Below are 25,207 nucleotides of genomic sequence, written 5' to 3'. Positions count from 1 at the left end.
GCTCAGTCCTTCGGGTCGAACGGGAAACCGTCCGTGTGCGCGTAGCCATCACAGACGGGCATACGAGCCAACAGTTTACGCAGCGAGATGGACACCACGCGGCTGCACCGTCGCAGGCGGGAGGCGTGGCCCGTGCTGGGAATGACGCTGCTCGACGTCGAAGTCTGGGGTGCACCCGGCTCACCAGCTTCCTTAGCAACACGGCCTGGGGCATATCGGATCAGTGCTGGTCGCAGCCACTCGTTGAGGACTGCGACCAGCACGGTCGCCTGGTAGCGGACGGCAAGCCTGTCGCATCTCCTTACCACGGCCCGGTGGCGCTTGAGACGGTTGATCCCGGCGGCGGCGGGACGCTCGCGGTAGTCGACCTTGTCGAACTTCGGTGGCCGACCGCCCCGGGATCGGAGCTTGTGCCGCTTTCGGACGCGGTCCGCGCGGGGATCGGGATGGTTGCCCCGGCCCCCGCGTCTGCGCAGGTAGATCCGGTTGCGGCGGGAGTCGTCGGTTTCGACGCCCACCTGTCCGCCGATCTGACCGTCGCGGCCATCAGCATGTGCAGCCCCCATCCCCCGCGAACGTCCTGGGCGTCCGGTGGATGCTTTCATCGGTGAAGGCTGTGCCAGCCGCCCGATGAGCACACTGGTGACGGGTAACTGCACCAGCGCACCCTCCCCCGTTCACACGTCGTGTGCGGGGCAGACGACGCAATGCTCGATCCCGTGGCCGACCCTACGGTGGGGGCATGGTGGTGATCAGCGGCAAAAGTCGGCACGCGCCGGCCCGGACCGGTGTGGTGGACGCGCTGGGCCTGGCTGTCCTGTTCCTGCTGTCCGTGGTGGCTGCCTCGATCGAACCGCACGAGCACCGCTTCTCGTTGCGCTGGACTGCCGTGCTACTGGCGGGCGTCGGTTGCTCCTCACTCGTCCGGCGGCGCCGCCACCCGATCGGCGTACTGGCCGTCGCACTCGGCTGCGGGGTGAGCTTCCTGGTCCTCGGGTTCCGGGAGAGCCCGCTGGTGCTCAGCCCGGTTCTGCTGTCCGTCTACACTGTCGCCCTTCTGACCGACCGGCGTACCACCTGGATCACCGCGTCCACCACGGCCTCGATTCTGGTGGGCGCCGCCATTCTGTGCGCCCCTCGCTCATGGCTGAACCCCGACAACGTGGCACTGCTGGCCTGGACAGCGCTGCCGGCCGCTGTCGGTGACGGTCTCCGCTCCCGCCGCGCGTATGTGGCGGCCGTGGAGGAACGGGCGGCGCACGCCGAACGCACGCGTGAGCAGGAGGCGCAGCAACGGGTGGCGGCCGAACGTGTGCGCATCGCACGCGAGTTGCACGACATCGTCGCGCACCACATCGCACTGATCAATGCCCAGGCAGGCGTGGCCGCCCATCTCGCGAAGCGGCAACCGGAACAGCTGCTGACCGCCTTGGAGGACATCCGGGACACCAGCAGGTCGGCGCTCGACGAGCTACGGGTGACCGTGGGGCTGCTGAGGCAATCGGGTGATCCGGTCGCGCCGCGCACCCCTGCGCCGGGGCTGGCTGACATACCGGTGCTTCTGGCGTCCTTCGCCCGTGCCGGCCTGACCGTCGACCACACCCGGCACGGCACCGCCGCCCCGCTGACGCCGGCGGTCGACCTGACCGCGTACCGCATCGTTCAGGAGGCCCTGACCAACGTGCGCAAGCACGCCGGCGCCGACCATGCCCGGCTGATCATGCACCACCACCCCGAGCGGTTGACGATCACCGTTGAGGACGACGGGGGAACCGCGCGCCATCACCCTGCGCCTGCCGGTACCGGGCACGGGCTGATCGGGATGCGGGAGCGGGTGGCCACGGTCGGGGGCCGACTGCACGCGGGACCGCGGCCTGAGGGCGGCTTCAGCGTGACGGCCGACCTTCCGCTGCGTCCCGGCCGGCTGATCAGCGAGACACCGAGGAGAGACGGGCATGACGATTCGCGTACTGCTTGCCGATGACCAGGCCCTGCTGCGGGGCACCTTCAAGATGCTGTTCGAGTCCACCGGCGACATGGAGACGGTGGGCGAAGCGGCCAACGGTCACGAGGCGGTGGAGCTGGCGCGGACCCGGCACCCGGACGTGGTGTTGATGGACATCCGCATGCCGGAGATGGACGGCCTCGACGCCACCCGGCTGATCAGTGAGTCCGAGGATCTCGCGGCGGTGAAGGTGCTCATCCTGACCACCTTCGAGGACGACGAGCACGTGGCCGAAGCGCTGCGCGCGGGTGCGAGCGGCTTTCTGGGCAAGGGTGCGCGCCCCGAGGAACTGGTCGAGGCCGTCCGCACGGTCGCCGCCGGTGATGCACTGCTGTCACCCGCGGCGACAGGCGCGCTGATCAGGCGTTTCCTCGCGCAGCCGGACCTTTGCCCGGGAGAGGTGCACGAGCGGCTGGAGTGCCTGACGCCACGGGAACGCGATGTCGTGGCTCTGGTGGCCCTGGGTCTGTCGAACGATGACATCGCCGAGCACTTGTTCGTCAGCCCGTTGACCGCGAAGACCCACGTCAACCGGGCCATGACCAAGCTGGCGGCCCGCGACCGTGCCCAGCTCGTGGTCATCGCCTACCAGTGCGGCCTGGCCAGTGCGGTGCCATGACCAGGGCCTCTCGTTCCGAAGCGGGTGCCGGCATGTCTGTCCCGGCTGTAGGCGGGCGTCCCGGGTACCGCAGCCGTGGTACCCGGGAATCGCTGCGGGAGGACGACGCGCGAGGGGCTGTCGCTGGGCGAAGGTGGGATGGCGAACGGAGGTCTCACCATGATTGAAGCTCCCAGCCGGATCACTGATGGCGACCGGACAGCGGTGGCGAACCGCCAGGAGAACGACTGCCTCGCAGCCGTGGCACCGCATCTCTCTCTCCTGCGGCATTCCCTGACCAGAGAAACCCGGCGCGACCAGCACGGATACCTCGACGGCCGATCGGGGAGCAGTCACGCGCAGCTCTCTCGTCGCAAGCCGGCTCCCACGGCAGGACGGCTCACGCTGTCGCAGTGGGTCAGCAGAACCAAGAACGTCGGCTGACGCCGCCCGCACACCCCGCCTGGCCACCTTCCGCAGCGCTCGTGCATGAGGACCGCGCCGGACGAGCCGGAGGAGGGGGCGACCCCCGTCAGGAGGGCGGCCGTTCTTCGCCGCGAGCTGGGCGGTCAACGCGCCACATAGGGTGCATCGGCCCCGCAGAGATAGGAGGCGCAGGGTTCCACTGCGGCTTCCGCGGGGCCGATGCATGGCACACATACCTTCGATGCGCCCGATCCATCCCCGCCGCCCGAACGGAATGTGCCCTCATCCACGACGTGGGGCCCGGCCGTCCCCGGCCGGTCCCCACGTCAATCTCCGCTACCAGCAGCGCTCCTCACTCCGAGGACTGCGCCTACCAGCGGTACCAGCGGCCCTTGCGGCCTGTGCCGTCAGCGGACCGGACGACGAAGCCCAGCAGCCACGCGATCAGAACGATCACCGCGATCCACCACAGTGCCTTCAGGGCGAAGCCCGCACCGAAGAGGATCAGAGCCAGCAGAAGAACCAGAAGCAGGGGAACCATTGTTATCAACCTCCTGGCCACCGGATGCCCTTATCTCGCCTCTACAAGCACACAAAATGAAAGTTACTTCCACGGAGTGAAGGGCACGCGCACGCGACGCAGAATTCCCCCTCTTCGGCATGTGATGCACCGCAGCCACCCATTGACGATCACCTAGCGCAAGTCTCTGGCCCAAGGTTTGCCGACACCGAGTGGGGACATGCGAAGAGCCAGAACCTCACACGACAGCCGAGGAGGATGAGCAGCATGGCCGCCAGCGAGAAGGCCCGGGCCAAGGCCGAGCAGGCCGTCGGGAAGGCTGCCCAGGCAGTCGGACGAGCCACCGGTAACGAGAACCTGGTCGCCAAGGGCCACGCAGCCGAGGTGGCGGGCAACGCCCGCGAGGCCAAGGAGTCACTCAAGGATACGAACCGGCCCTGACCGGCGATCACCAACTGCGCGTGGGGGCGGTCCCGGTACCGGGACCGCCCCCACGCCTGTGCCCGCAGGTCTCAGGTCTCAGGTCTCAGGTCTCAGGTCTCAGGTCTCAGGTCACGGTCGAACGCAGGGCCGACTCCTGACGCCGCCGTCACCGCCTCCGGCCTACCGCGGAGCGCGCCGGGCGCCACCTGGCCGTCGAAACCACCCGCGTGAGCGTCGACATCGACGCCCGATGGCTACGACCGGCCCTCAGCAACCTCGTCGACAACGCCCTACGGCACGGAGAGGGCACGGTCCGCATCGCAGCGACAGTGCACGAGGGCGTGGTGAGTGTGTGCGTCACGGACGAGGGCCCAGGCTTCACACCCGACTTCCTGCCACGGGCGTTCGACCGCTTCACCCGCGCCGAGACCAGCCGCACCAGCGACGGATCCGGACTCGGACTGGTCTTCGCACACGCGGTGGCCACCGCTCACGGCGGGACCGCCCACGCCGAGAACGCGGGGAACGGGGCTGCTGTCACCCTCCGTCTGCCCTGCTGACCGGCACCGGGCGACTGGCGGGGCAGCGCCCGCAGGGTCGTGCGCCAGGATCCGGTGGCCCAGATGCGGTCGAAGTCGTGCGGCAAGTTGATGCCGCCGCCGCTCTCATCGTGCGCCCTCCTCGGCCTGGCAAATTGGGCAGCTCTCGCCTTGAGAGGATCGGAACATGGCGGACTCACCCATGCACATCAATGCCCTCATCGTCGATGCCACCGACCCTGAGCGGCTTGCCGCGTTCTGGTCCGAGCTGCTTGGCAGGCCGGTCGTAGGCCGTACCGGACCGTACGTATGGCTGCGGCGCGAGAACGGTCTGGGCTTGGGCTTCCAGCAGACGGCTGAACCCAAGTCGGTCAAGAACCGCATGCACTTCGACATCACCTCACCTGACCCAGCTACCGAGCAGCAGCGGGTCGAGGCGCTCGGCGGGCGCAGGCTGGAGCAGTACGCGGACGGAGGGTTCCTGGTCATGGCTGACCCTGAGGGCAACGAGTTCTGCATCATCCCGGAGGGCCCCTTCGAACTCGACGACAAGGGACGCACGCATTACCTCCACTGACCGGCGTTGCTCTGAACCGCCGGGTCGGCCAGTGGCGCTCCCAGCTCAGCCGTGCCGCACTCTTCGTGGTCGTCGTCGGTGTCGCTGCCAGCGGATTCGCAGGCGGCGGAGGACATGGAGCCAAGAGATCTTCCGCTCGATGCGCGAGCGGAACGTGCCCAGGCCTGTGCCGTGCTGCCGGCCGCGTTCGGCCATAACGAGGCGTCTGCCCCGCTGCCGGAACAGACGCCGGTATTCGTCGTGGTCGTAGCTGCGGTCGGCGAACAGCATCTGGGGCCAGTGCCTGCGACAGCCGAGGACGCCGGCCAGGGCCGGGATCTTGCCCAGCAGGGGTAACCGGCGTGCCAGGGCCCGGGCCGGCGAACTCGTGAAGGTTCCGGACAAGTCCGGAAGTGAACTGCACGGGAGCGAGTGCCAAAGCCCAGGAGTTCTCGTGCGCGGCGGGAACAGCTGATCCGGCCGGCGCTGTTGCACCAGCCGAGGGACCGGCGCCGCGCGGGCGGGGAGCAGAGGGGCTGAGAGATCGTCCGCTCCGACGCGATCCGGGCCCCCGGGTCCGCGGTAACGCCCGGTCATCCGATGTCCGGGCGACTCCTACACGCCTGCCGCAGACTCGGACCGAGGCGTTTTCACACAGGAGGAATGTTTCATGAATGACCGGCCCTTGACGCTCATGGCGGTGCACGCCCACCCCGACGATGAGGCCACTGGAACGGGAGGTGTCCTCGCGCGGTACGCGGCGGAGGGGATCCGCACGGTCCTCGTGACGTGTACCGACGGCAGTTGCGGTGACGGACCGGGGGGTGTCAAGCCGGGCGATCCCGGGCACGATCCGGCAGCCGTCGCCTTGATGCGGCGTCAAGAACTTGAGTCGAGCTGCGGCATCCTGAAGGTCAGTCATCTGGAGATGCTGGACTATGCCGACTCCGGAATGATGGGCTGGCCGACGAACGACGCCCCCGGATCCTTCTGGCAGACCCCCGTGGAGAAGGGCGCTGCCCGACTCGCGGAACTATTGCGCCGCTACCAACCCGATGTCGTCGTCACCTACGACGAGAACGGCTTCTACGGCCACCCCGACCACATCCAGGCAAACCGCATCACGATGACGGCGCTGACCATGACCGCGCTGACACCGAAGGTGTACTGGACGACGGCGCCCCGCTCGATGATGCAGCGGTTCGGGGAGGTCATGCGCGAGTTCGGCGCGGACTGGCAGGAGCCGGATCCCGCCGAGGCCGCCGCGATGGCCGAGATCGGACTCCCCGACGATGAGATCACCACGTGGGTGGACACCACCGCGTTCGGCGGTCAGAAGTTCGATGCGCTGGCAGCCCACGCCAGCCAGGGCGAGAACATCTTCTTCCTCAGGATGGGCCAGGAAAGGTTCACCGAATTGATGGGCGTCGAGACCTTTGTACGTGTCCAGGACACCACCGGCGCGGCCGTACCCGAGAACGACCTCTTCGCCGGACTGCGCTGATCCATCGGCCTGATAAGACTCAGGCTCCGTAAGGCTCGAGCGAGCGTGCTCGCACACCCGGAGGCATGTTTACGTAGGGTCCGCTCCAGCGGCCCTTGATCATCGAGATGGCCCTGCTCAGTAGCGGGGCGGTTGCGAGGACGCCCGTCCGCTGATCGAGCAGGGCCGTTGAAACGTCCCGCCGATGCCGTCGGCACACTTGTCCGCCAGCGACCGCCCCGCTTCGGCGCGCGGTCCGGGAGTAGCGGCTTGAATCGCACCCACTGGGCGTCAGTCAACGGCACACCCGTCCATCGACCGAGTGATCTAAACGAAACCGCCTACTCCATACGCCCATGAACCACCCGTCGGTGAACATCGCCGCGATCGCCTTCAAGTTCCAGGACCGGAACGCAGTGGGTCCATCTGCCCGAGAAGTACGGCAACTGGCGGCGCGTCTACAACCGGCTGCATGTGGGCCGTCGATGGCACCTGGGAGCGGGTGTTCAGCGCGCTGATGGCCCAGGCTGACGCGGATGGGGACCTGACCTGGGCCGTGTCCGTGGATTCCACGATCGGGCGAGTTCACCAGCACGCGGCCGGGGCCCGCAAAAAGGGCCCCGGCCGGGGAGCCGGCCGACCACGCCATCGGCCGGTACCACGGTGGACTCCGGCTCAGAACGGCATACGACCCCGGGCCTGACGTCCGGCGGTACCGCTGCGGCCCACTGCCCGCGAGCTGGAGCTGAACGACTTGCTCAGCAGGCGGCCCAGGATGCCGGGCGCCTTCGATCCGGCACGCGAGCCGGCTCCCAGGCCACGCTGGGCTCCGTTTTGCGGGTGCCGCGACAGACGCGGCAGCAGGAAGGCCAGCACGGCCAGGACTACACAAGCGGCGATCACGATGCCGATGACCATCTCAGTCTCCAAATACTCCGCGGCGTGCAGGTCCACTGCCCTTTCGCTCAACCGACTGCCCCGTCAGCCATTGGCCACACCGCTCACGCTCGGGCGTGCGGTCGCGTGCCTCCACCAAGCATGACGGAAATCCTCAACACCCCGGCCCGTCAGACAGGCCCCAGCCCAGTTAGGCCGTTTCCTTCGGATCATCTGATCCTTGGTTGATGTGTGTCGTTGACTGACGCCCAGTGGACACGCGTCGAGCCGTTGCTGCCGGACCGGACAGCGAAGCGGGGCGGGCGGTGGCGCGATCACCGGCAGGTGATCGACGCGATCGCGTTCGAGTACCGCACCGGGACGCCGTGGATGGACCCGCCCGAGCACTTCGGCTCGTGGGAGGGAGCCCACAACCGCCTGCGGAAGTGGCGCAAGATCTTCAGACTTCACACACCGATGATCAGCAGTGGCCGCAACCTCCCCGCAGTCGGTCCACCAGCAGGATCGCGGACTACGGCTGGAGCACCAAGCCGCGCTGATACCAGCTGCCTGGCTTACCGCCGAGGTCAGCGGGGTCGGCTGGGCCGACCAGGACGAACCCGGCTTTGGACAGCACCTTCTGGCTCGCGGCATTCTCGTGGGCGGTGGCCGCCCGCAATGTGCGCAGCCCGTGCCGCGTCGCCGCCAGTCGGCACAGCTCCCGAACGGTCGTGGTCGCCACGCCGCGGCCGGCGACGCGCTGCGCGACCCGGTAGCCAAGTGCCGCGGTGCGGTTCTGGATGTCGACCAGGTTGAACCTGCCGAGTACCGAGTTGTCCTCGGCGACGAGCACGTAGAAAGCGCAGATGCCGGCCTCCTGCTCAGCCAGCAAGGCGTTGTACCGGTCGGTGAACTGGTCGAAGAAGTCGTCGCCGCGGTCAGAGACCGAGGCAGCGAAGTAGGCGCGGTTCGCCAGCTCAAAGGCCAGAACCGCCGGGGCATGACCAGCATGCAGCTGCTTCAGCTCGGGCACTGCCCGACTCTACCCGGACGGCGCACCGAGGCCACCTGAGTTTCCGCCGGCGGCAGACAGCCTCCAGACCAGAGCACCTAACGATCTACGGCTGGAGTACTGGGCCGGAGGGGTCTCCATGGCGGCCGGTTCGGCCGCAACCTGATGCGGCACGGTTCAAACTGGTTCGAGTTGCGGTTCCGGTTGCCGCGTTGGTGCGGCCGTCGGTTCCCACAGTTCGGTGGTCCGTACGTAGCCGTAGATCACCGACGTCATTGCCAGAAGGAGAAGTGGCCCGAAGACCCACGGATGTCCGGCCATCTCCATCGGCAGACAGCGGTACGACACCAGGAGCGCGGCGAAGACCGTAGAGCCGTAGCTGACCAGCTGGATTCCTGCGCGGTCCCAGCCACGGTCGAGCGAGCGCAGCGTCGCCTCGATCGTGAGCGCGAAGACCACGCCGGCGACGAGATCCACGCCGTAGTGGTAGCCGAATCCCAGCGTTGCGCTGAGCGTTGCGATCAGCCAGAACGTGCCCGCGGATCGCAGAATCCGTGGGGCCTTGCGGGAATGAATGAATATCGCGGTGGCCCACGCGGTGTGCAGACTGGGCATGCAGTTGCGGGGGGTGATCCCGTCGTACGACACCGGGTGCGGGGTGTTGATCGTCGGCGGCGTGTCCGGCCACAGATTGGCCACCGCCCACTGCACGCCGCCGGTGCCGGAGGCGCCTGGGCCGTAGGCGAACACCGGCCCGACCACCGGGAAGATCATGTAGACGGCCGGCCCGAGGAGGCCGATCACCAGGAAGGTGCGCACCAGATGATGGCGTGGGAATCGGCGCTCGACCGCCACGTTGCGCAGCTGGTACAGCGCGACGACGACCGCGGCCACCGCAAGCTGCGCGTAGACCAGGTGGAGAAGGTGGGTGCCGATCGGGTCGGTGGCGTTGACGATCCGGCCCATCAGCCACGACGGGTTGCCCAGCGCGTGATCGGCGGTCGCCACGTACTGGTCGAGCACCGCCGGCCGGGTCTTCGCGGTGATGAGCAGCCAGGTGTCGCCGGTCTTGCGGCCCGCCACCAGCAGCAGGCCCAGACCGACGCCCTTCAGCAACAGGACGCGTTCGGCGCCGGTGCGGCGCGTGAGGGCGATGACCGCGCAGCCCAACATCACCCACAACGCGCCGTTGCCGAAGAAGTGGCCCTCGGTTGTCCTCGCGCCGACCGCCCACCGCACCAGCACGAAGAGGGTGTCGATGCCGATGGCGACACCAGCCGCGATGAACCGTTGCCGCCAGGTGAGGACCACCATCATCAACGCCATACCGCCGTACAGCGGTCCCGGTTTCGGGGCGAATACCAGGCCGTTCAACTGGTCTGTAATCGGCCCCGGCTGACCGTAGCGGCGTGCGGAGATCTCAAGCGTGATGAGGATTCCCAAAGCCGCCACACCCGCCACGGCCCACAGCACGGCTCGCCGTTGACGGCACGCCGCCAACGCAGCTCTGCCGTTTGTTCGCGAAAACACCCGCGATGCTTTGGATATCACTCGTCAGCCGATTTGCTCGATATGGATTAAATGGACGGAAAGCGATGACAGTAGTCATCGCGAGCTCGAACATGCTATCGGAGCGGTGCGTGACTTCCACGGGCCACCGGGGGGAGCGTCACCAGTTGCTCCGCTCCCCCACGTCGCCTCGCCGGCACGCGTACGGACGGTTCAGCTCTCTCGCTCCTGGAAGGCACGCCGTACGGCCGCCAGCACGGTGTCCTCTTCGAAGCCCAGAGCGGCTGCCCAGGCGACGAAGTCCCGTACTCCCGCACTCAGCTCGGGTGGTTCCCGGAGGTGGGCGCCCGGTGGTGGTGGAGCCACCCGTGTTCCCGCGCCGCGGCGGGTGCGGATCAGGGAGGCCGCCTCCAGTTCGCGGTAGGCGCGGGCCACGGTTCCTGTCGCGAGGCCGAGGTCCGCGGCCAGTTGCCGTACCGTCGGCAGTCGCTCGCCCTCGGCCAGCCGGCCGGTGCCGATCAGGTCGGCGAGCTGGGCGCGGATCTGCTCGTAGGGCGGGACGGGTTTGGTCGTGTCGACCCGAATGGCGGCGCCGCTCACGGACGCGCTCCTCGGTTCGTCCGGTGCCACCATGCCGCTCGGGGCGAGCAGACGGTGAAGAGCATCCAGGGCGCGGTCACCAGGGAGACGACTGCCAGGGGCAGGAGGATCGCGTGGGCGACGGTGCCGGCGGTGCCGTCACATGTCATCTCCGACAGGGCGCCCGCGGCCGTCGAGGCCGTGCCCAGCAGCGAGGTGGAGACGACGATGCCCCAGGCGGCCACGATCGCCAGCGAGCGGTCGCGGCGCGACCGCTCGTCGCCGATCCGGGTGGCGATCCGCCGCAGCGACCAACCGCACGCGATCGTGGCGACTGCGAGGGCAGCCAGTATGGGCACACCGTAGTAGAACCCGGGCCAAGGGCCGCGCCCCTCGGTCACACCCCCGCAGGTGAGGGTGAGTTGACGGCCCGCCCGCCCGAGGTCGTCCGGCGTGGCCACCGCGCCGGCGATCGCCAGCAGGGCCAACAGGGCGACCGCGAGAACGAGCAGCAGCACGGTCATGCGGGGCGGTACATAGTCGCGTACCCGGCGTGGCGTGAGGCTGGCGGCGCGGACGCCGCTGCGGGCCGGCGCGGTCAGCGCGTCCCCCAGCAGCACGCCGCCGACGGCGCACAGTCCGAACGCCGGGATGGCGTAGAGCACGCCGTCACCGTCGTGGAGCGGGGCCAGGAGGCAGGCGGCCAGGGCGCCCACCGCCAAACCCGTAAATCGGGCGTAGCGGTCGGCCGCGCCTCGGGAGGTGGTCGGTGCCGTGTTCACGTCGGTATCAGCCATGGAAGTACCCCCGTAAAAGAGCGACTTGCACCCAGTGCTTGTATCAATGGGTGAGTACAAGATGGCCGTCCCGGCGGACTTGTGTCAACACCTTGCTACAAGTCGGCGATCAGCCAGGAAGGGACCACCGAGCGGCGCGGTCGCGCTTGCACGAGCATGCGGCGGCTCATCAGCAGGACCTCGTACAGGGCCCGGGAGCCGTTCGTGCCTCGGTGGCGACGGCGGAGGCGGACAGGAGCGTCGCGGCGGCGAGGCTGCCCCAGAGGGCGGTCGGGCCGTGGGGCGCGAGGGCGGTGATGGCGGCCGGGGAGACGGCGAGGCCGAAGCCCGTGGAGAGTTCGAAGCGGGCCAGTACGCGTCCCAGGGCATGGGCGGGGGCGAGGTGGGTGACGAGCGCGGTGGCGCTGCCGGCGTAGACGATCTCGCCGACGGTGCAGACCACGGCCACCGTGGCGACGGCCGGGGCACCCCAGCCGTGGCCCAGTGAGGTGGCCGCGAGGAAGCCGAGGTAGGAGACGGTGAGTATCACGCCGGCGAGAGCCAACGCCGTCCGCCGGGGGAACCGGGACATCAGCAAGGTGACCGGCACCTGCAGGGTGACCACCAGGACCGTGTTGCCCACGAAGATCGCCGCCGACCACACCGGGGACGCGTGCAACTGTGTCACCAGGATGAGGGGAAGCGCGATCTCGGGGACGTTGAGGCAGAAGGCGTACACGACGTTGGCGGCGAGCAGCGCGCGCATCCGGGGCGCGGGAAAGTCACCAGCCTCTCTACCCGGGGTGGCGTCCGGACGACGCGCCTGCAGCCGGACCGACCAGGCCAGTACCGCCGCGGCGAGGTAGGCGAGCCCGGTGACGGCTGCCAGCGCCCGCAAGGCGGTGGTGCCGCCCGCCAGAGTCACCGTGGCGACGAGCGCGCCCACGCCCAGTGCGGCGTTGCGCAGGGCGCGGCCCGCCGCGAGCGCGGTGTCGCGTTCCCGGCCGTGGGCGACCGTGGCCACGAGAGCCGCGTGGGCGGCCGGCCAGGCCTGGTTGCCGATGCCGAGGAAGAGAGCCGCCGCGGCGAACGGCCAGACATGCTCCGCCGGGGTGGCCAGCAGCAGTGCCACGCCGAGCACCCGTACCAGCATCGACGCCGCCACGACCGTGCTGCGTGCGCCCAGGTCCAGCCATCGGCCCACCGCGGGCACGCACACCAGACCCGCGACCACTCCGGCCGTCATGGCGGTGCCGGTGACCGGCGCGGACAGCCTCAGCACCGTCACCCCGTACAGCAGCAGGAACGGCCGCAGCAGTCCGGTGCCGAGCGCGTCCACGGCCAGGGCGACGGCATAGCGGGGGCCTCCGGACGCGCGGACGAGGGCGCGGGGACGGATCTTGGTGGTGGTTGCCATGGCGTCAGACACTGCGGACAACCGAACCGCCGGTCACGTCGGTTGACGGAAACCGTCAACCGACGGCGGCGACGGCCGTCCGGGCCGAGATGATGACGGGATGACGCTGAGGATCGACATCAGCGGTCTGCCGGCCGAACGGGTGCGGTTCGCCGCCTCCCCGCTGGCCGAACTGACCGCGATGCTGCACGTGCTGGCCGAACCCGCGCATCACCCGCGGCTCGCCGGCTGGGCCGGGGACGTCTGGGCCGGGTTGCCACCGGAGCTGGCCGATCGGCTCAGGGAGGCGGAGTTCCTCTGGCGTTCCTCACAGGCCGACTTCCTGATCCCCGGCCGGCCCCGGCCGACCCTCGCCGAGGAACTGGACGACGTGGACCGGATCGACGACGAAAGGTATGTGACCGCCGCACTCGTCACCACGTGCGGCAGCAACCGGGTTCACTTCGCCGGGAGATCTCCACTCACCGACCCGACCGCGCGCGAGCGCGCCCTGGACGTGGCACAGGCCCGGGGCGCACTGCAGGAGGCCTTCGCGGAACGACTGCTCGCGGACCCCACCGCGGTGCGGGCGCGGGTGCGTCGAACCCTGGAACAGTGCGCAGCGGCGTTCTTCGACGCCGCCTGGGCGGGCATCACCGTGCGACTCGCCACCGACCTGCGGCTGAAGAACGACCTGCTGAAGCGCGAGGGCGTCGGGGCGGCGCTCGCCTCGGTCTCCGGCGCGGTCACCCTCGCACCGGACGGCGACTGCATCGTCGTGGACAAGCTGCAGGACAAGGCGACCGCCGCCCGCGGCAGCGGGGTCACCTTCATCCCCAGTGTCTTCGGCCGCCCGCACCTGGTGGCGGTCCACGCGCCCGGGTGGCATCCGGTGGTGCAGTACCCCGTGGTCGAGCCGTGTCCGTCGGAGCCGGTACCGCTGGAAACGATGACGCTACGGCTGGAGGCGCTCGCCCATCCGGTACGGATGCGGCTGTTGCGCACCCTGGCGCGCGGCCCGCACACGACCGGCGAGCTGGCCCACGCCTGGGAGCTCTCACTCCCGGAGGTCTCCCGCCATCTGGCCGTCCTTCGCCGCGCGGGCCTCCTCACAGCCCGACGGCAGGGCCGCTACGTCCGCCACACCCTCAACCTGCCCGACCTGACGACGCTGGGCACCGACCTGCTGGCGGCCGTACTGCGCTGAGCCGCCCCGGTGCGCGGGCCGCGCGCGTCAGGCGATTCGCTCTTTTGGAGGAGGCACGTCACCAGGGCGGTTCGAGCCGCTCAGGTGGCGGGCAGCGGTCGGTTCCCCCGCGGGTGCAGGCGGTCGGTGAGGAAGGCGAGGATCTCGTCGCGGGCCCGGACCGTGGGGTGGCCGGCCTCGTCGACGAGATGGGCGGTGACGACGCTGTGCGGGGTGCCGACCACGTCGGCGAAGAAGGGCGGCGGGGCAGGGTTCGCGGCGCTGTCCGGGAGGACGCGCCCGTCGAAGGCTTGGCCGAGCAGCTTCCGGTAGGCGGCGAAGCGCTGCCCGGTGCACCAGCGGTCGCCTTCGAAGCGGTAGGCGAGGACGGTGAGTCCGTCGCGGTCGAGCCGGTCGCTCACCGCGCGCGCGTCCGCCTCGTCGAGTTCGAGCCCGCCGGGGTCGTCGAGCGGCAACGACGGGTGGTTGACCACCGGGGCGATCACCGCCGGCTCCAGCGCCATGGTGAGGGCGAAGTTGCCGGTGAAGCACAGGCCGATCGCGCCCACCCCCGGCCCCCCGCACTCGGCGTGGGCCCGGCGCGCAAGGCCGCGCAGCCAGACCGTCACCGGGCTGGTGCCGCCCCCGGCGAACGCGCGGAACTCCGCGCTGACACAGGCGCGGCGGACCACCTCCCGGCCGCCTTCGACTGTGGGGAAGGCGCCGTCCGTCCCGAACAGGGAGGGCGCATGGACGGTGAAGCCCGCGTCGCGCACCCAGCGCGCGAGCCGCAGGACGTCGGGACTGATGCCCGGCATCTCGGGCAGCACCACGACCGCGGGCCCGGCCCCGGCCACGTACACCGTCTTCTCCACTCCCTCCACGGCCACGCTCCGGCGGGTGAAGTCCGTGATCGGGTCGTCGTCGCTCATGGTGCCAGCCTGGTCCCGGGGCCGGTCGCCGGGTGAGAGGCGGGATCGCCAAGGCCAGAGGTAATCTCGCCACGCGCAACGGAAGGGCGGGCGTTACTCGGACGGCGCCCCGAAGCCGGAAGCACCAGGGGGTACAGAAGCAATGGCTGAGGCGGCGGCGCGGCAAACACGGAACGATGCGGGTCCGTGCGCGGCACCGGGTGCGCTGCGGGTCGGGATCCTGGCATACCCGGGCTGCTTCGCGTCCGAAGTGTTCGGCGTCCCTGACCTGTTGACGATGGCCGGGCATGTCGCCGGACCGGACAAGCCCGGCTACCGGGTGTCGATCGTCTCGCCCCGCCGCCGGGTCACCGCCTCGGGCGGCGCCGGCCTGGACGTGCGTCCCCTGCGCGAGGTCGACGTCCTCGTGGTCCCCGGCTTCGAACTACGCCCGGACACGGATCTCGACGCATGTCTCTCCCGGCTCGCCCCCGAAATCGCGGCGATCCGCGCGCAGGCCGCCGCCGGTACCGCCGTCGTCTCCCTGTGCGTCGGCTCGTTCCTGCTCGCCCGGGCCGGGCTCCTCGACGGGCGCCGGGCCACCACCTCCTGGCTGTACGCCGCCGAACTGGCCGGCCGCTGCCCGGACGCCGACGTACGGCCCCAGCACCTGGTCGTCACCGACAGGGGGGTGACCACCACGGCCGCCTTCAGCGCCATGTACGACTTCGCGCTGGACCTGATCCGCCGGCACAACGGCGCCCAAGTCGCCCGCACTACAGCACGGTTGACCCTCGTCGACGATGCGCGGACCTCCCAGACTCCATACGTCGACCCGCGGCTCCTCCCCCAGCCCGGACAGGAGTTCTCCCAGCGGATCATGCGGCAGCTCGACCAGAACCTCGCCGAGCGGTACGACCTCGCCACGCTCGCGGTCACCTTCCAAGTCAGCACCCGCACGCTGCTGCGCCGCTTCGCCGAGGAGACCGGCCGCAGTCCGCTGGCCCATCTGCAGGCCTCCAGGGTCCGCCGCGCCCGCCACCTTCTGGAGACCACCGACCGCACCGTCGCCGCCGTCGCCGCGGCCGTCGGCTACCAGGACCCCGGCACCTTCGCCGCCCTCTTCGCCCGCCACACCGGCCATCGCCCGAGCGCCTACCGGGCCGCCTTCCGCCGCACGGTCCGGGCATCCGCCCCGGACGATGGTGCCTAGTCCTGTGGCCGGAAAGGTTCACCGGCTCGCGACGCCCGGCACGGCACCGGGTCACGTCTCTCTGGTCGTCAGCGCCGTGTCCGGACGAAGATGGCGGCCAGGTGGAGGGCGGCCCGGCAGCGGCGGTCACGCCGGTCCTGGTCTGGGTCTGGGCCTGCCGTGGTGTCCGCGACGCCGGGGTGCTCCGGGCTGATGTCATGCCCCGCGGCGTGTCTCAGAAATCGTCCGCGCCGTTGCGGAGTTCGGGGGTCCAGTAGCCGGTGAGGGCCTTCGCCGGGTCGACGGCGATGCCGCCGCTGCCGGGCGCGGTGACGGCGATGACCTTGGAGTCGCCCTCCAGCATGACGGAGAACGCCGACACGGGCTCGTTGTCCTCGTCGACTCCGCCGTCCGACAACTTCACGAGGGCGTACGCAGGAGCTCCCGCCGTGAGCACGACCGGCGCGGCCGGCTTGCTCTTGGCGACGACCGGGACGTCCTGCTTGTGACTCTCCAGGAACTGGATGTGCGGCGCGCCCGCGAGCCGGCAGGAGTGACCGGAGGTGTTCCTCGCCGTGAGGACGAGGTGGGTGTGGGGAGCACCACCCTGTGTGGCGGCGGTGACGGTGACGTCCCGCGCGGTGCAGACCCGGGTGGCGGCGGTCGCCTGCTCACCTGTCGAGCCCGCGGAGCCGCCGCTGTCGGTGCGGTCCGTCGAGCTCTTCGATGCCGTCGAGCGCGCCGGATCGCTCGAGCCCGTCGTTCCGGACGCGCTGGTCTGTCCGTCGTCCGTCGCCGTCCCGGTCGCCGAGGAGGTCGCCGCGGGGGCCGACTTGGTGGGCGCGTCGCTCTGGCAGGCGGTGAGGGACAGGGCAAGGGCGGTGCCCGCGGTGGCGAGCAGCGTGAAGTGGTGACGCGGGATGTTCATGGAGAGTTCCCCGTGATTGGTGCGGGGCCGCGGCTCGTGCCGTCGGCCGAGGTCGTCCTGGTGGCGTTGTGCGGTTCTCAGTTGCCCTTGCCCGGCCGGTAGTCGGACGGCAGGGTGTACACGAACTCGCGGGGGTCGGCGTGCGCGGCCTCCAGCAGTTCGGGGACGCTGTGATAGCCGAGGGCATACAGGTTCCGGCTCGGGTCCCACGTGTTGTAGGCGTACATCGCGATGCGCTTGGTGTTCATGTGCGAGCTCGGGATGTCGAGCACGTATGCCGCGCCGTCCGCGCGCTGCTCCCGGGGGCGCCCGTAGGCGTAGACGTGGTTGAAGCGCACGTCGGAGATCGTGCGGTCGTTCATCAGGCGGTAGGCCACGTCGCTGCACGCCTTGTGGGTCTCGGTGCGCTCCAGCCAGCCGGCCGTGAACTTGTGCGACGCGCCGGGGTACTGCGCGGCGAGTGCCCTGACCTTCGCCTCGATCCGGTCGACGAGTTTGTTGTAGGCGGACACGCTGGCGAACCCGTCGTCCACGACCTTGAAGTTGATGACCTTGTCCACGCCCAGTGCCTTCGCGGAGGCCATGAACTCGGCCGTCCGGGCGGCGACGACCTTGGTGGTTCCGTCGGTCGGCCAGGACAGGTTGTGCCTGCCGCCCGCGGCGCACGGGTGCGGGCTGTCCCAAGTGGTCAGGGGGCAGGGGTCGGTGTTCATGAGCTGGGCCAGATCGGGGTTCCTGCCATTGCTCACCAGTACGAGGTAGACGGGCCGGCCCGCCGCCTTGTGTTCCAGGATCGATCCGGCCAGACCGATCGCGTCGTCGTCCTGGTGAGGGGCGTAGAAGATGGCGGGTTTGGCGGCGGCGGACGCCGCGGGGGCCCGGCCCGCCTGGTAGGCGACGGCGGCGGCGGTCAGTGCACCCGCCGCCAGGACGCTCCGCCTGGAGATTGCGCTGGTCTGCTCATCGCTGCTGTTCATGTGAGGTCGCCCCGTTTCATGATCGTCGCGTCGTGCGTCTTCGGTGGTCGCTCGACGTCGGGTGGTCTGTCGCCACGCCCCGGCCCGCACAGGGTCCGTGCTCCGGCGGCTCCTCCCGTTGGGGATCGGCCGCCCGGACTCCATCCGTCTGGGGGGAAGGCGTCCCGCGCCTGTTCTCAGTCGAACACCAACGGCCCTCGCATCCCAGGCGGTTCCACCGGCAGAAGTACCGTGGCCATACTTCTGCCGGGGGGCTCGCGCTCGGACGAGCCGGATGATCGAGGACGTCGACGGTGCGCGGTGGCACGCCTTCCACGGAGGACTTCGGGCAGCGGCTGCGCCTCCTGCGGGCTCGTGCCGGACTGAGCCAGGAGGCGCTGTCGCATGCGGCCGGGGTCAGCGTCAGGGCGCTGGCCGACATGGAACGCGGGCGTACCCGAGGGCCGCAGCGCCGTACGGTTCAGGCTCTGGCCGAAGCGCTGGGGCTGGACGAGGACGAGGCGGCGGGACTGGAGGAGGCCGCCGCTCTGGGGCGTCCGCGTCTTCCTCTGCGCGCACGACCCCCGGGCCGCCCTGGTGTCCGCCGACGCCGCGCTGGCAGCGGCCCGCGACAGCGAGGACGGGCTCCAGCAGGGCTGGGCACTCGGCTACGGCGCAGGGGCACTCCAGCGGCTGGGCCGGTTGGAAGAGGCACACACGCGACTGCGTGAGGCGGCCGGCTGCCTCGCCTCGCTGGGCTCCCCGCAGGCAAGGCTGGCCGAGCTGTCGATCCTCAACGCCCTCGGCACCCTGCTGCGCCAGATCGGCCGGGCGGCGGAGGCCCTGGACATCCACCGCCGCGGCGAACAGATCTGCCGGGCCGGTGTCCCGGGCCGGGCGGACGAGCTGATCGCGTTCTATCACGCTGTCCACCGACAGCAGATCGGCAACGACCTGGCGGCCCTGGAGCGCTGGCACGAGGCCGAGCCGTCGCTCCGGCAGGCCCTGGCCTTCTTCGAGGCCGCGCAGATGCCATCCTGGGCCGAACAGGCTCGGCTCGACCTGGGTCAGGTGCTCGGCGCCACCGGCCACCCGGAGGCCCGGGAGACGCTGCTCGTCGCCCGTGACGGCCTCGCCGTGCTGAGGAGCCCGCGACAGGCCGAGGCCGCCACCGCACTCGCCGCGCTCGGCCAGGGCACCACGGGCATGTGAGGCCCGACCGGTCCGCGTGCGCCGGCCGCCGCCCGGGCGCTGTCCGGGTACGCGATGGGTGTCCATGGGCGGATGGGTGAGGAGCCGGATCCAGATCGACCATCTGCAAGGCAGCCTCTCGACCTTCACCATCGCGGCCATCGGCAGCGACGGCAACTACTGGTTCCGGCTGCGCTGCTCCAGCGGCGCGTGGACCGCCTGGCAGGTGAGCTGCACCGTCTCGGACACGGGCCCGTTGTGCCCGTGACCGCCGTGGAGGAGCGCTGAGCTCGTGCCATCGGAGTTCGAGCCGGAAGTGGATCAGGTCGTAGTGGCGAGCTCGACGAGGTGCCGGGCTGTGCCGGCGGGATCGATGATCTGATGGAGGTGTGCCCCGGGCAGGTGTGCCACACGCCAGCCGCGTTCGCGCGCCTCGACGGCAGGGTCGTCATACGGAGGGCCGAACAGCAAGTAGGAGCAGGCATGGTCGTCCCAGCCGCCAGGGACCGGGATGTGCTGCTCGTAGTAGGAGAGCGGCAGGGTGGGCTGCTCCTCGACGACCGCCTGTCGCACCACCGAACCGGCGAACATAGGCGCGACGTCTGCCTCGTCCCACCAGTCGGTCCAGCGCGGCAGCCTGCCGTTCACCGCCATCGGGCGGAGCCACTCCAGAAACTCCGGTGAGGCGACGGGGGTTGAGCCGATCCGGGCCGGCAGCGCGGCATCGACGAAGATCGAGTCGGCCACCGGATGGTCGAGGCCCGAGCGGATCGCCGGAAGGAACAGGCCGGCGTTACTGTGTGCGACCAAGGTTACGGGGCTGCCGGCCGGGATCTGCCGGACCTCGTCGCGGACGGCGTTGACGACGCGGGGCCAGAAGGGCGGAGCACCGGCGCCTACGTTCAGCAGGGACGGCACCCGTACCTGGTATCCCGCCGCCGTCAGGTGTTCGGCCACAGGGTGCCAGGTCGAGGGGCCCACGGACGGACTGTGCACGAGAACGAAGATCGGCTGCATGTGACGATCCTGTCGCCCATGCCGTCGCAGCCGCGACAGTCTTGGCCGACAGCAGAACGCTTGATTGGAAGAAGCTCACGAACAGCGCTGCACTCACCCCTCGATGGGACGAGCGGATGACCAATGCCAAAGGCGAGGAGATCCCTCTCCTCGCCACTCTCAACTTATAGCGCACTGGGGGGCTTGCGGCAAGGCCCGGGTCCTGGCGCAGAATCGTCGGCCGAGCCCACAACCTGCGGAAACGGGGCGCGACGTGTGTGTCGTAGCCGACGTACGGGGGTGAGGTGCCGTCGAAGCAGCAGTGGGAGGGTCAATGACCGAGCAGTACGTGTTGGATCTTCGAGAGGTCGACGAAAGGCAGGTCGGCGCGGTCGGCGGCAAGGGCGCGAACCTGGGCCGGCTGTCGCGTATCGCCGGCATCCACGTGCCGGCCGGCTTCTGCGTGACGACGGACGCCTTCCGGCGGATCATGGCGGAAGCGCCGTCGATCGACGATCGGCTCGAGGAGCTGTCCCGCCTGCCCCTGGGCGATCGGGAGGCGATCCGGACGCTCAGCGCGCAGATCCGCCGGACCATCGAGGACATCGCCATCCCCGGCGATCTCGCGGCACAGATCACGCGTGCGCTCGTCCGGAACGGCGAGCAGGCCGCCTACGCCGTCCGGTCCAGCGCGACGGCGGAGGACTTGCCGACGGCCTCCTTCGCCGGTCAGCAGGACACGTATCTGAACGTCGTGGGGCCGACGGCGATCCTTCAGCACGTGAGCCGGTGCTGGGCCTCGCTGTTCACCGAGCGTGCCGTCACCTACCGCCGGCGGAACGGCATCGACCACCGTACGGTTCACATGTCCGTGGTCGTGCAGCAGATGGTCCTCCCGCAGGCTGCCGGCATCCTGTTCACGGCCGACCCCGTGACGGGCAACCGGAAGGTCGCCACCGTGGACGCCGGCTTCGGCCTCGGCGAGGCACTGGTCTCCGGTCTGGTGAACCCGGACGTGTTCAAGGTGCGGGACGGCGAAGTCGTCGCCGAGGCGATCGCTGCCAAGCCCCGCGCCGTTCAGGCCCTGCCGGGTGGCGGTACGCGGGAAGTCGCGATCGACGCGCAGCGGCAGGAGCAGCCGGCGCTGACGCACGCACAGGTGGTTCGGCTCGTGCGGCTCGGGCGGCGGATCGAGGCGTACTTCGGCCGCCCGCAGGACATCGAATGGTGCCTGGCCGACGGCGACTTCCAGATCGTTCAGAGCCGGCCGATCACGACGCTGTTCCCCGTCCCTGAGACAGATGACCAGGAGAACCACGTGTACGTCTCCGTCGGTCATCAGCAGATGATGACCGACCCCATGAAGCCCCTGGGGCTCTCCATGTGGCAGCTGACGGCCATGGTGCGGATGCACGACGCCGGCGGGAGGCTGTTCGTCGACGTCACCGGGCGCTTGGCTTCGCCCGCGAGCCGCGCCGGCCTCCTGGACCTCATGGGGAGGTCCGATCCGCTGATCAGGGACGCGCTGCAGACCGTCCTGGACCGCGACGGCTTCGTCCCGTCACTCCCGGACGGGGCACCCGGCGGGCCGCCGGCCCGCGGCGCCTCCGCCTCCGTCGAGACCGATCCGGCCATCGTCACCGAGCTGATCGAACGCAGCCAGAAGTCCGTCGCCGCCCTGGAGCGCGACATCCGGACGAAGACCGGGCCGGCGCTGTTCGACTTTCTGCTGGAGGCCTTCGAGGAGCACAAGCGGGTCCTCGGTGATCCGCTGAACCTTCAGGTGATCATGGCGGGGATGGAGGCCACGTGGTGGCTCAACGACAAGCTGCACGAGTGGCTCGGCGAGAAGAACGCGGCCGACACGCTCACGCTGTCCGCGCCCGGCAACGTCACTTCGCAGATGGGTCTTGCGCTGCTCGACGTCGCGGACGTCATCCGCCCGCATGCGGAGGTGGTCGCCTTCCTGCGGGGCGTCGAGGACGAGAGCTTCCTGGACGAGCTGGCGAAGCTCCCGGGCGGGACCGAGGCACGCGACGCCATCGAGGGCTACCTCGACCGGTACGGCATGCGCTGCGTCGGCGAGATCGACATCACGAGGCCGCGCTGGCGCGAGCGCCCCACCACGCTCGTACCCGTGATCCTCGACAACGTCAGGAACTTCGAGCCGGGTGCCGCGGAACGGCGCTTCGAGGAAGGGCGCCTGGATGCGCGGAAGAAGGAACTGGATGTGCTGTCACGCCTGCTGGCCCTGCCGGACGGGGAGCGGAAGGCGGACGAGGCCAAGCGGATGATCGACCGGGTCCGGACCTTCATCGGCTACCGGGAGTACCCGAAGTACGGCATCGTCAGCCGCTACTTCGTCTACAAGCAGGCCTTGCTGGAGGAGGCCGAGCGCCTGGTGCAGGCCGGTGTGCTCGCCGAGAGGGAGGACGTCTTCTACCTCACGTTCCAGGAGTTCCATGACGTCGTGCGCTCGAACCAGGTGGATCACCGGCTCATCCAGCAGCGCAAGGACGCTTTCCGGTCGTATCAGGCGCTGACACCTCCCCGGGTGCTGACGTCGGAAGGTGAGTCCGTCAACGGGGCGTACCACCGCGACGACGTGCCGGCCGGTGCCCTGATCGGCTTGCCGGTGTCCGCCGGGACCGTGGAGGGCCGGGCCCGCGTCGTCCTTGACATCGCCGAGGCCGATCTCGAGGCGGGCGACATCCTGGTCACGCCCTACACGGACCCCAGTTGGTCGCCCCTGTTCGTCGGGATCGCGGGCTTGGTGACGGAGGTGGGCGGCCTGATGACCCATGGCGCCGTGATCGCCCGGGAGTACGGCCTGCCTGCCGTGGTCGGTGTGGAGCGGGCCACCCGGCTGATCCGCGACGGTCAGCGGATCCGGGTGCACGGCACCGACGGGTACGTCGAGATCCTTCCTTGACCGGCCCTTTCGCGTCACGTCCTTCGGCTGGAAGTACTCCGACATCAGGCGGCTGACCCAGTCCGGCTGCTCGATGTCCACCGGGCGGAACGCCTCCATCGTCGGCTTCAGGTCGATGACCGAAGTGCCCGAGACCGCGTCGAGGCCCACCAACGTCGGTTCGCGGCCGCGGACGGATTCGATGGCGCAGGACGTCACTCCGATGCGGTTCGGTCTGCGGGGGCCGCGGCCGGCGAAGACGCCCACGGGCGGGAGGCCGGAGCGGCCGCGGTAGGGACGGGGTTCACGGTAGTCGTCGTGTTCCGGGAAGTGGTCGAAGGCGAAGAGGACCTCCACGTGGGAGAAACCCTCCAGACCCTGGGGGCAGGCCTCGCCGAAGCGCTCGTCGACGGTGATCGTGCTGCGGACGGCACCCCAGTTGTCCGTGTGCTGGCGTCCGTTCGGTCGTTCCGGACCGTACCTGTCGGTGTGATCTCGAAGCTCGGCATGGCCAGAGGCCAACCCCGTCGCACCCGGGGTCCAGGCCTTCCACGCCGGGCGTGAACGACCAGCAGGTCGGCACGGCCATCGGCTGTCACCGTGCCCTTCGCTGCCGCCTGATCGGCTCCCCCACCCGGTGCAGGTGGATCAGGGCCTCGCGGTAGGAGCGGATCAGTCCGGTCTCGTGGTAGGGCACCCCGATCTCGGCGCAGTACTGCCGGACGACGGCTTGGGCGCGGCGCAGATGGGGCGTGGGCATGCTCGGGAACAGGTGGTGCTCGATCTGGTAGTTGAGGCCGCCGAGCATCACGTCGGTGAACCGGCCGCCACGCACGTTGCGGGAGGTGATGACCTGGCGCCGCAGGAAGTCGGGCCGCTCGTCACCGGTGAAGGTGGGCATACCTTTGTGGTTCGGGGCGAAGGTGCAGCCGAGATACACGCCGAACAGGCACTGGTTCAGCGCCAGGAACGCAACCGCCTTGCCCGGCGGAAGGACCAGGAACAGGGCGGACAGCACGCCCGCGATGTGCAGCAGGAGCAGGGCGCCCTCCAGGGTTCGCTTCCTCATGTACGGCGAACGCAGCGCCCGCAGGCTCGCGACGTGCAGGTTGAAGCCTTCGAGGGTCAGCAACGGGAAGAACAGCAGGGCCTGGTGGCAGCCGATCAGACGCGCCACACCACGGCTGGCGCGCGCCTGATCGGTGGACCACACCAGGATGTCGGGGGCGACATCGGGGTCGAGGTCCTCGTGATTGGGGTTGGCGTGGTGGCGCGTGTGCTTGTTCATCCACCAGCCGTAGCTCATCCCCACACCCAGATTCCCGAACAGCCTGCCCATGATCTCGCTGGGCCGGCGTCGCCGGAAGACCTGCCGGTGGGCCAGGTCGTGCGCGAGCAGGGCCACCTGCCCGAACACGAAGGCCAAGAAGGCCGCGACGGCCAGTTGCCCCCAGGTGTCACCCAGAGCGAAGAAGGACCCCCAGCCCGCCGTGTACAGCACGGCCACCAGGCCGACGCGTGTCGCGTAGTAGCCGGGGCGCCGACGCATCAGGCCGGCCGCGGCTATCCGCTGGGAGAGCCGTGCGAAGTCACTGCCGCCGTCGGCGCCGGACCTTTCCGCGACGGCGGGAGCGGACTGGGACGTCAAGGAGACATCGGGGGAAGTCGTCATGTCCGAAAGTCTCCGGTCGGCCCCGCGACCTGAGGAAGCCTGCCAGCCACCCTCCGCGTGCGAGGCATTCCCCCTGGGCAACCGGGGGTTATCCCCCGGTGCGCCGGCAGGCCGGGCCCCGCTCTCCGGGCTCCCGCCACCGCCCGGTCGCCCCAGTGGGCTTGTCCCCCACCGTTCACTGATGGCGAATCCCCCGTATGGACATACTCGCCGAGACCGGCATGTGGGAGTGATTCACGAGTCCCGGCACATCGCCTGACCTGGTCGATTCAGATATTGGGCAGCCGCGGTGTTCCGGGTCGCCGATCATGGTTGACGGCTTGCAGCGGATGACCTAAGCTCCCTTTCTATTCGATCAAGGTTGCGAAACTCTCGGGGGGTGAATCCAACCATGATGGTCGAGACCAAGTGGGGATTGTGTGAGCGTGAGTGTTGAACGTCCGCTCCGCTTCGCGTTGTTCACTCATCATTCAACTTCCGACTCCTGATGCCGGCCACCCTCAGCGAGGTCTCTCGAAGAGAGCAGTACTCGCCATGGCCAGGAACCACTGACGTGCAGCGGGGAC

The 25,207-nt window shown here is 69.7% G+C and carries 26 protein-coding genes and 2 pseudogenes; 13 read left to right on the top strand and 15 right to left on the bottom strand.

Annotated features, from left to right (window positions below):
- Positions 1-2: 2 nt before the first annotated feature.
- Positions 3-605, bottom strand: a complete 603-nt coding sequence (locus ACFVVO_RS24230) for a hypothetical protein (protein ID WP_390057675.1) — start codon at positions 603-605, stop codon at positions 3-5.
- A 188-nt stretch (positions 606-793) separates the two neighbouring features.
- Here ACFVVO_RS24230 and ACFVVO_RS24225 point away from each other — a divergent pair, with 188 nt between their 5' ends.
- Positions 794-1,984 carry a sensor histidine kinase gene (locus ACFVVO_RS24225; RefSeq protein ID WP_390057674.1) on the top strand — a complete coding sequence of 397 codons (1,191 nt, stop codon included), beginning with the start codon at positions 794-796 and terminating at the stop codon, positions 1,982-1,984.
- Entirely contained in the window at positions 1,956-2,624 is a 669-nt protein-coding gene (locus ACFVVO_RS24220; protein ID WP_390057673.1) for a response regulator, read from the top strand. Before ACFVVO_RS24225 ends, ACFVVO_RS24220 begins: the two co-directional genes overlap by 29 nt.
- 775 nt (positions 2,625-3,399) lie before the next feature.
- On the opposite strand, the gene ACFVVO_RS24215 is transcribed toward ACFVVO_RS24220, so the two are convergent.
- Complete coding sequence (locus ACFVVO_RS24215) at positions 3,400-3,570, bottom strand: hydrophobic protein (RefSeq protein WP_390057672.1); 171 nt, start codon at positions 3,568-3,570, stop codon at positions 3,400-3,402.
- A gap of 246 nt (positions 3,571-3,816) precedes the next feature.
- Here ACFVVO_RS24215 and ACFVVO_RS24210 point away from each other — a divergent pair, with 246 nt between their 5' ends.
- The 3 genes from ACFVVO_RS24210 to ACFVVO_RS24200 all read left to right on the top strand — a co-directional run bounded on the left by ACFVVO_RS24210 (position 3,817) and on the right by ACFVVO_RS24200 (position 5,088).
- The gene (locus ACFVVO_RS24210; RefSeq protein WP_390057671.1) at positions 3,817-3,990 is read left to right on the top strand and encodes a CsbD family protein; all 174 of its coding nucleotides are present in this window, start codon (positions 3,817-3,819) and stop codon (positions 3,988-3,990) included.
- A 209-nt stretch (positions 3,991-4,199) separates the two neighbouring features.
- On the top strand, positions 4,200-4,532 hold the full coding sequence (locus ACFVVO_RS24205) for a sensor histidine kinase (protein ID WP_390057670.1): 333 nt from the start codon (positions 4,200-4,202) through the stop codon (positions 4,530-4,532).
- Positions 4,533-4,698: 166 nt separating this feature from the next.
- Positions 4,699-5,088 carry a VOC family protein gene (locus ACFVVO_RS24200; RefSeq protein ID WP_390057669.1) on the top strand — a complete coding sequence of 130 codons (390 nt, stop codon included), beginning with the start codon at positions 4,699-4,701 and terminating at the stop codon, positions 5,086-5,088.
- A gap of 45 nt (positions 5,089-5,133) precedes the next feature.
- Here ACFVVO_RS24200 and ACFVVO_RS24195 read toward each other — a convergent pair whose 3' ends face one another.
- On the bottom strand, positions 5,134-5,472 hold the full coding sequence (locus ACFVVO_RS24195) for a hypothetical protein (RefSeq protein ID WP_390057668.1): 339 nt from the start codon (positions 5,470-5,472) through the stop codon (positions 5,134-5,136).
- Between the two features lie 265 nt (positions 5,473-5,737).
- On the opposite strand from ACFVVO_RS24195, the gene ACFVVO_RS24190 reads away from it, so the two are divergent.
- Positions 5,738-6,571, top strand: a complete 834-nt coding sequence (locus ACFVVO_RS24190) for a PIG-L family deacetylase (protein WP_390057667.1) — start codon at positions 5,738-5,740, stop codon at positions 6,569-6,571.
- Between the two features lie 654 nt (positions 6,572-7,225).
- Here the strand turns inward: ACFVVO_RS24190 and ACFVVO_RS24185 are convergent.
- The gene (locus ACFVVO_RS24185; RefSeq protein ID WP_390057666.1) at positions 7,226-7,468 is read right to left on the bottom strand and encodes a DUF6411 family protein; all 243 of its coding nucleotides are present in this window, start codon (positions 7,466-7,468) and stop codon (positions 7,226-7,228) included.
- Positions 7,469-7,678: 210 nt separating this feature from the next.
- Here ACFVVO_RS24185 and ACFVVO_RS24180 point away from each other — a divergent pair.
- A pseudogene (locus tag ACFVVO_RS24180) lies at positions 7,679-7,870 on the top strand (transposase); the annotation flags it as partial.
- Between the two features lie 88 nt (positions 7,871-7,958).
- Here ACFVVO_RS24180 and ACFVVO_RS24175 read toward each other — a convergent pair.
- From ACFVVO_RS24175 to ACFVVO_RS24155, 5 genes are all read right to left on the bottom strand, one after another.
- Positions 7,959-8,459 carry a GNAT family N-acetyltransferase gene (locus ACFVVO_RS24175; protein ID WP_390057665.1) on the bottom strand — a complete coding sequence of 167 codons (501 nt, stop codon included), beginning with the start codon at positions 8,457-8,459 and terminating at the stop codon, positions 7,959-7,961.
- A 156-nt stretch (positions 8,460-8,615) separates the two neighbouring features.
- Positions 8,616-9,938, bottom strand: coding sequence for a phosphatase PAP2 family protein (locus ACFVVO_RS24170; protein WP_390057752.1), 1,323 nt, complete (start codon positions 9,936-9,938; stop codon positions 8,616-8,618).
- A 222-nt stretch (positions 9,939-10,160) separates the two neighbouring features.
- Positions 10,161-10,547, bottom strand: a complete 387-nt coding sequence (locus ACFVVO_RS24165) for a GntR family transcriptional regulator (RefSeq protein ID WP_390057664.1) — start codon at positions 10,545-10,547, stop codon at positions 10,161-10,163.
- On the bottom strand, positions 10,544-11,323 hold the full coding sequence (locus tag ACFVVO_RS24160) for a hypothetical protein (RefSeq protein WP_390057663.1): 780 nt from the start codon (positions 11,321-11,323) through the stop codon (positions 10,544-10,546). The genes ACFVVO_RS24165 and ACFVVO_RS24160 overlap by 4 nt, the downstream gene beginning before the upstream one ends.
- Before the next feature lie 169 nt (positions 11,324-11,492).
- Complete coding sequence (locus tag ACFVVO_RS24155) at positions 11,493-12,719, bottom strand: MFS transporter (protein WP_390057662.1); 1,227 nt, start codon at positions 12,717-12,719, stop codon at positions 11,493-11,495.
- 100 nt (positions 12,720-12,819) lie between these two features.
- Here ACFVVO_RS24155 and ACFVVO_RS24150 point away from each other — a divergent pair, with 100 nt between their 5' ends.
- Entirely contained in the window at positions 12,820-13,905 is a 1,086-nt protein-coding gene (locus ACFVVO_RS24150) for a DUF5937 family protein (RefSeq protein WP_390057661.1), read from the top strand.
- 80 nt (positions 13,906-13,985) lie between these two features.
- Here the strand turns inward: ACFVVO_RS24150 and ACFVVO_RS24145 are convergent, their stop codons facing one another.
- On the bottom strand, positions 13,986-14,816 hold the full coding sequence (locus ACFVVO_RS24145; protein WP_390057660.1) for a dienelactone hydrolase family protein: 831 nt from the start codon (positions 14,814-14,816) through the stop codon (positions 13,986-13,988).
- A gap of 277 nt (positions 14,817-15,093) precedes the next feature.
- Between ACFVVO_RS24145 and ACFVVO_RS24140 the strand changes: the two genes are divergently transcribed.
- Positions 15,094-16,008, top strand: a complete 915-nt coding sequence (locus tag ACFVVO_RS24140) for a GlxA family transcriptional regulator (protein WP_390057659.1) — start codon at positions 15,094-15,096, stop codon at positions 16,006-16,008.
- Positions 16,009-16,222: 214 nt separating this feature from the next.
- Here the strand turns inward: ACFVVO_RS24140 and ACFVVO_RS24135 are convergent, their stop codons facing one another.
- Both ACFVVO_RS24135 and ACFVVO_RS24130 read right to left on the bottom strand, forming a co-directional pair.
- Entirely contained in the window at positions 16,223-16,915 is a 693-nt protein-coding gene (locus ACFVVO_RS24135) for a DUF4232 domain-containing protein (RefSeq protein WP_390057658.1), read from the bottom strand.
- Positions 16,916-16,992: 77 nt separating this feature from the next.
- Positions 16,993-17,892 (bottom strand): PIG-L deacetylase family protein, encoded by a 900-nt coding sequence (locus ACFVVO_RS24130; protein ID WP_390057657.1) that lies wholly within the window; start codon positions 17,890-17,892, stop codon positions 16,993-16,995.
- 293 nt (positions 17,893-18,185) lie between these two features.
- On the opposite strand from ACFVVO_RS24130, the gene ACFVVO_RS24125 reads away from it, so the two are divergent.
- From ACFVVO_RS24125 to ACFVVO_RS24115, 3 genes are all read left to right on the top strand, one after another.
- A complete protein-coding gene (locus ACFVVO_RS24125) occupies positions 18,186-18,602 on the top strand; it encodes a helix-turn-helix transcriptional regulator (protein WP_390057656.1) in 417 nt (138 codons plus the stop codon).
- Positions 18,574-19,083, top strand: a complete 510-nt coding sequence (locus ACFVVO_RS24120) for a tetratricopeptide repeat protein (RefSeq protein WP_390057655.1) — start codon at positions 18,574-18,576, stop codon at positions 19,081-19,083. Before ACFVVO_RS24125 ends, ACFVVO_RS24120 begins: the two co-directional genes overlap by 29 nt.
- 64 nt (positions 19,084-19,147) lie before the next feature.
- Positions 19,148-19,330 (top strand): hypothetical protein, encoded by a 183-nt coding sequence (locus ACFVVO_RS24115; RefSeq protein WP_390057654.1) that lies wholly within the window; start codon positions 19,148-19,150, stop codon positions 19,328-19,330.
- A 53-nt stretch (positions 19,331-19,383) separates the two neighbouring features.
- On the opposite strand, the gene ACFVVO_RS24110 is transcribed toward ACFVVO_RS24115, so the two are convergent.
- Positions 19,384-20,079: an alpha/beta hydrolase gene (locus tag ACFVVO_RS24110; RefSeq protein WP_390057653.1), complete on the bottom strand. Its 696-nt coding sequence runs from the start codon at positions 20,077-20,079 to the stop codon at positions 19,384-19,386.
- Between the two features lie 313 nt (positions 20,080-20,392).
- Between ACFVVO_RS24110 and rph the strand changes: the two genes are divergently transcribed.
- Positions 20,393-22,990 (top strand): rifamycin-inactivating phosphotransferase, encoded by a 2,598-nt coding sequence (gene rph / locus ACFVVO_RS24105; RefSeq protein ID WP_390057652.1) that lies wholly within the window; start codon positions 20,393-20,395, stop codon positions 22,988-22,990.
- A 153-nt stretch (positions 22,991-23,143) separates the two neighbouring features.
- On the opposite strand, the pseudogene ACFVVO_RS24100 reads toward rph, so the two are convergent.
- Positions 23,144-23,491 (bottom strand): annotated as a pseudogene (locus tag ACFVVO_RS24100) (TrmO family methyltransferase); the annotation flags it as partial.
- Between the two features lie 73 nt (positions 23,492-23,564).
- Entirely contained in the window at positions 23,565-24,641 is a 1,077-nt protein-coding gene (locus ACFVVO_RS24095; protein WP_390057651.1) for a fatty acid desaturase family protein, read from the bottom strand.
- Positions 24,642-25,207 lie beyond the last annotated feature (566 nt).

Origin of the sequence: Streptomyces sp. NPDC058145, from assembly GCF_042884245.1 — a bacterium.
In the GTDB taxonomy this organism is placed as follows: Bacteria; Actinomycetota; Actinomycetes; order Streptomycetales; family Streptomycetaceae; genus Streptomyces.
The sequence above is the reverse complement of the archived record's forward strand: the minus strand, read 5'-3'. Positions and strand labels throughout refer to the sequence as shown.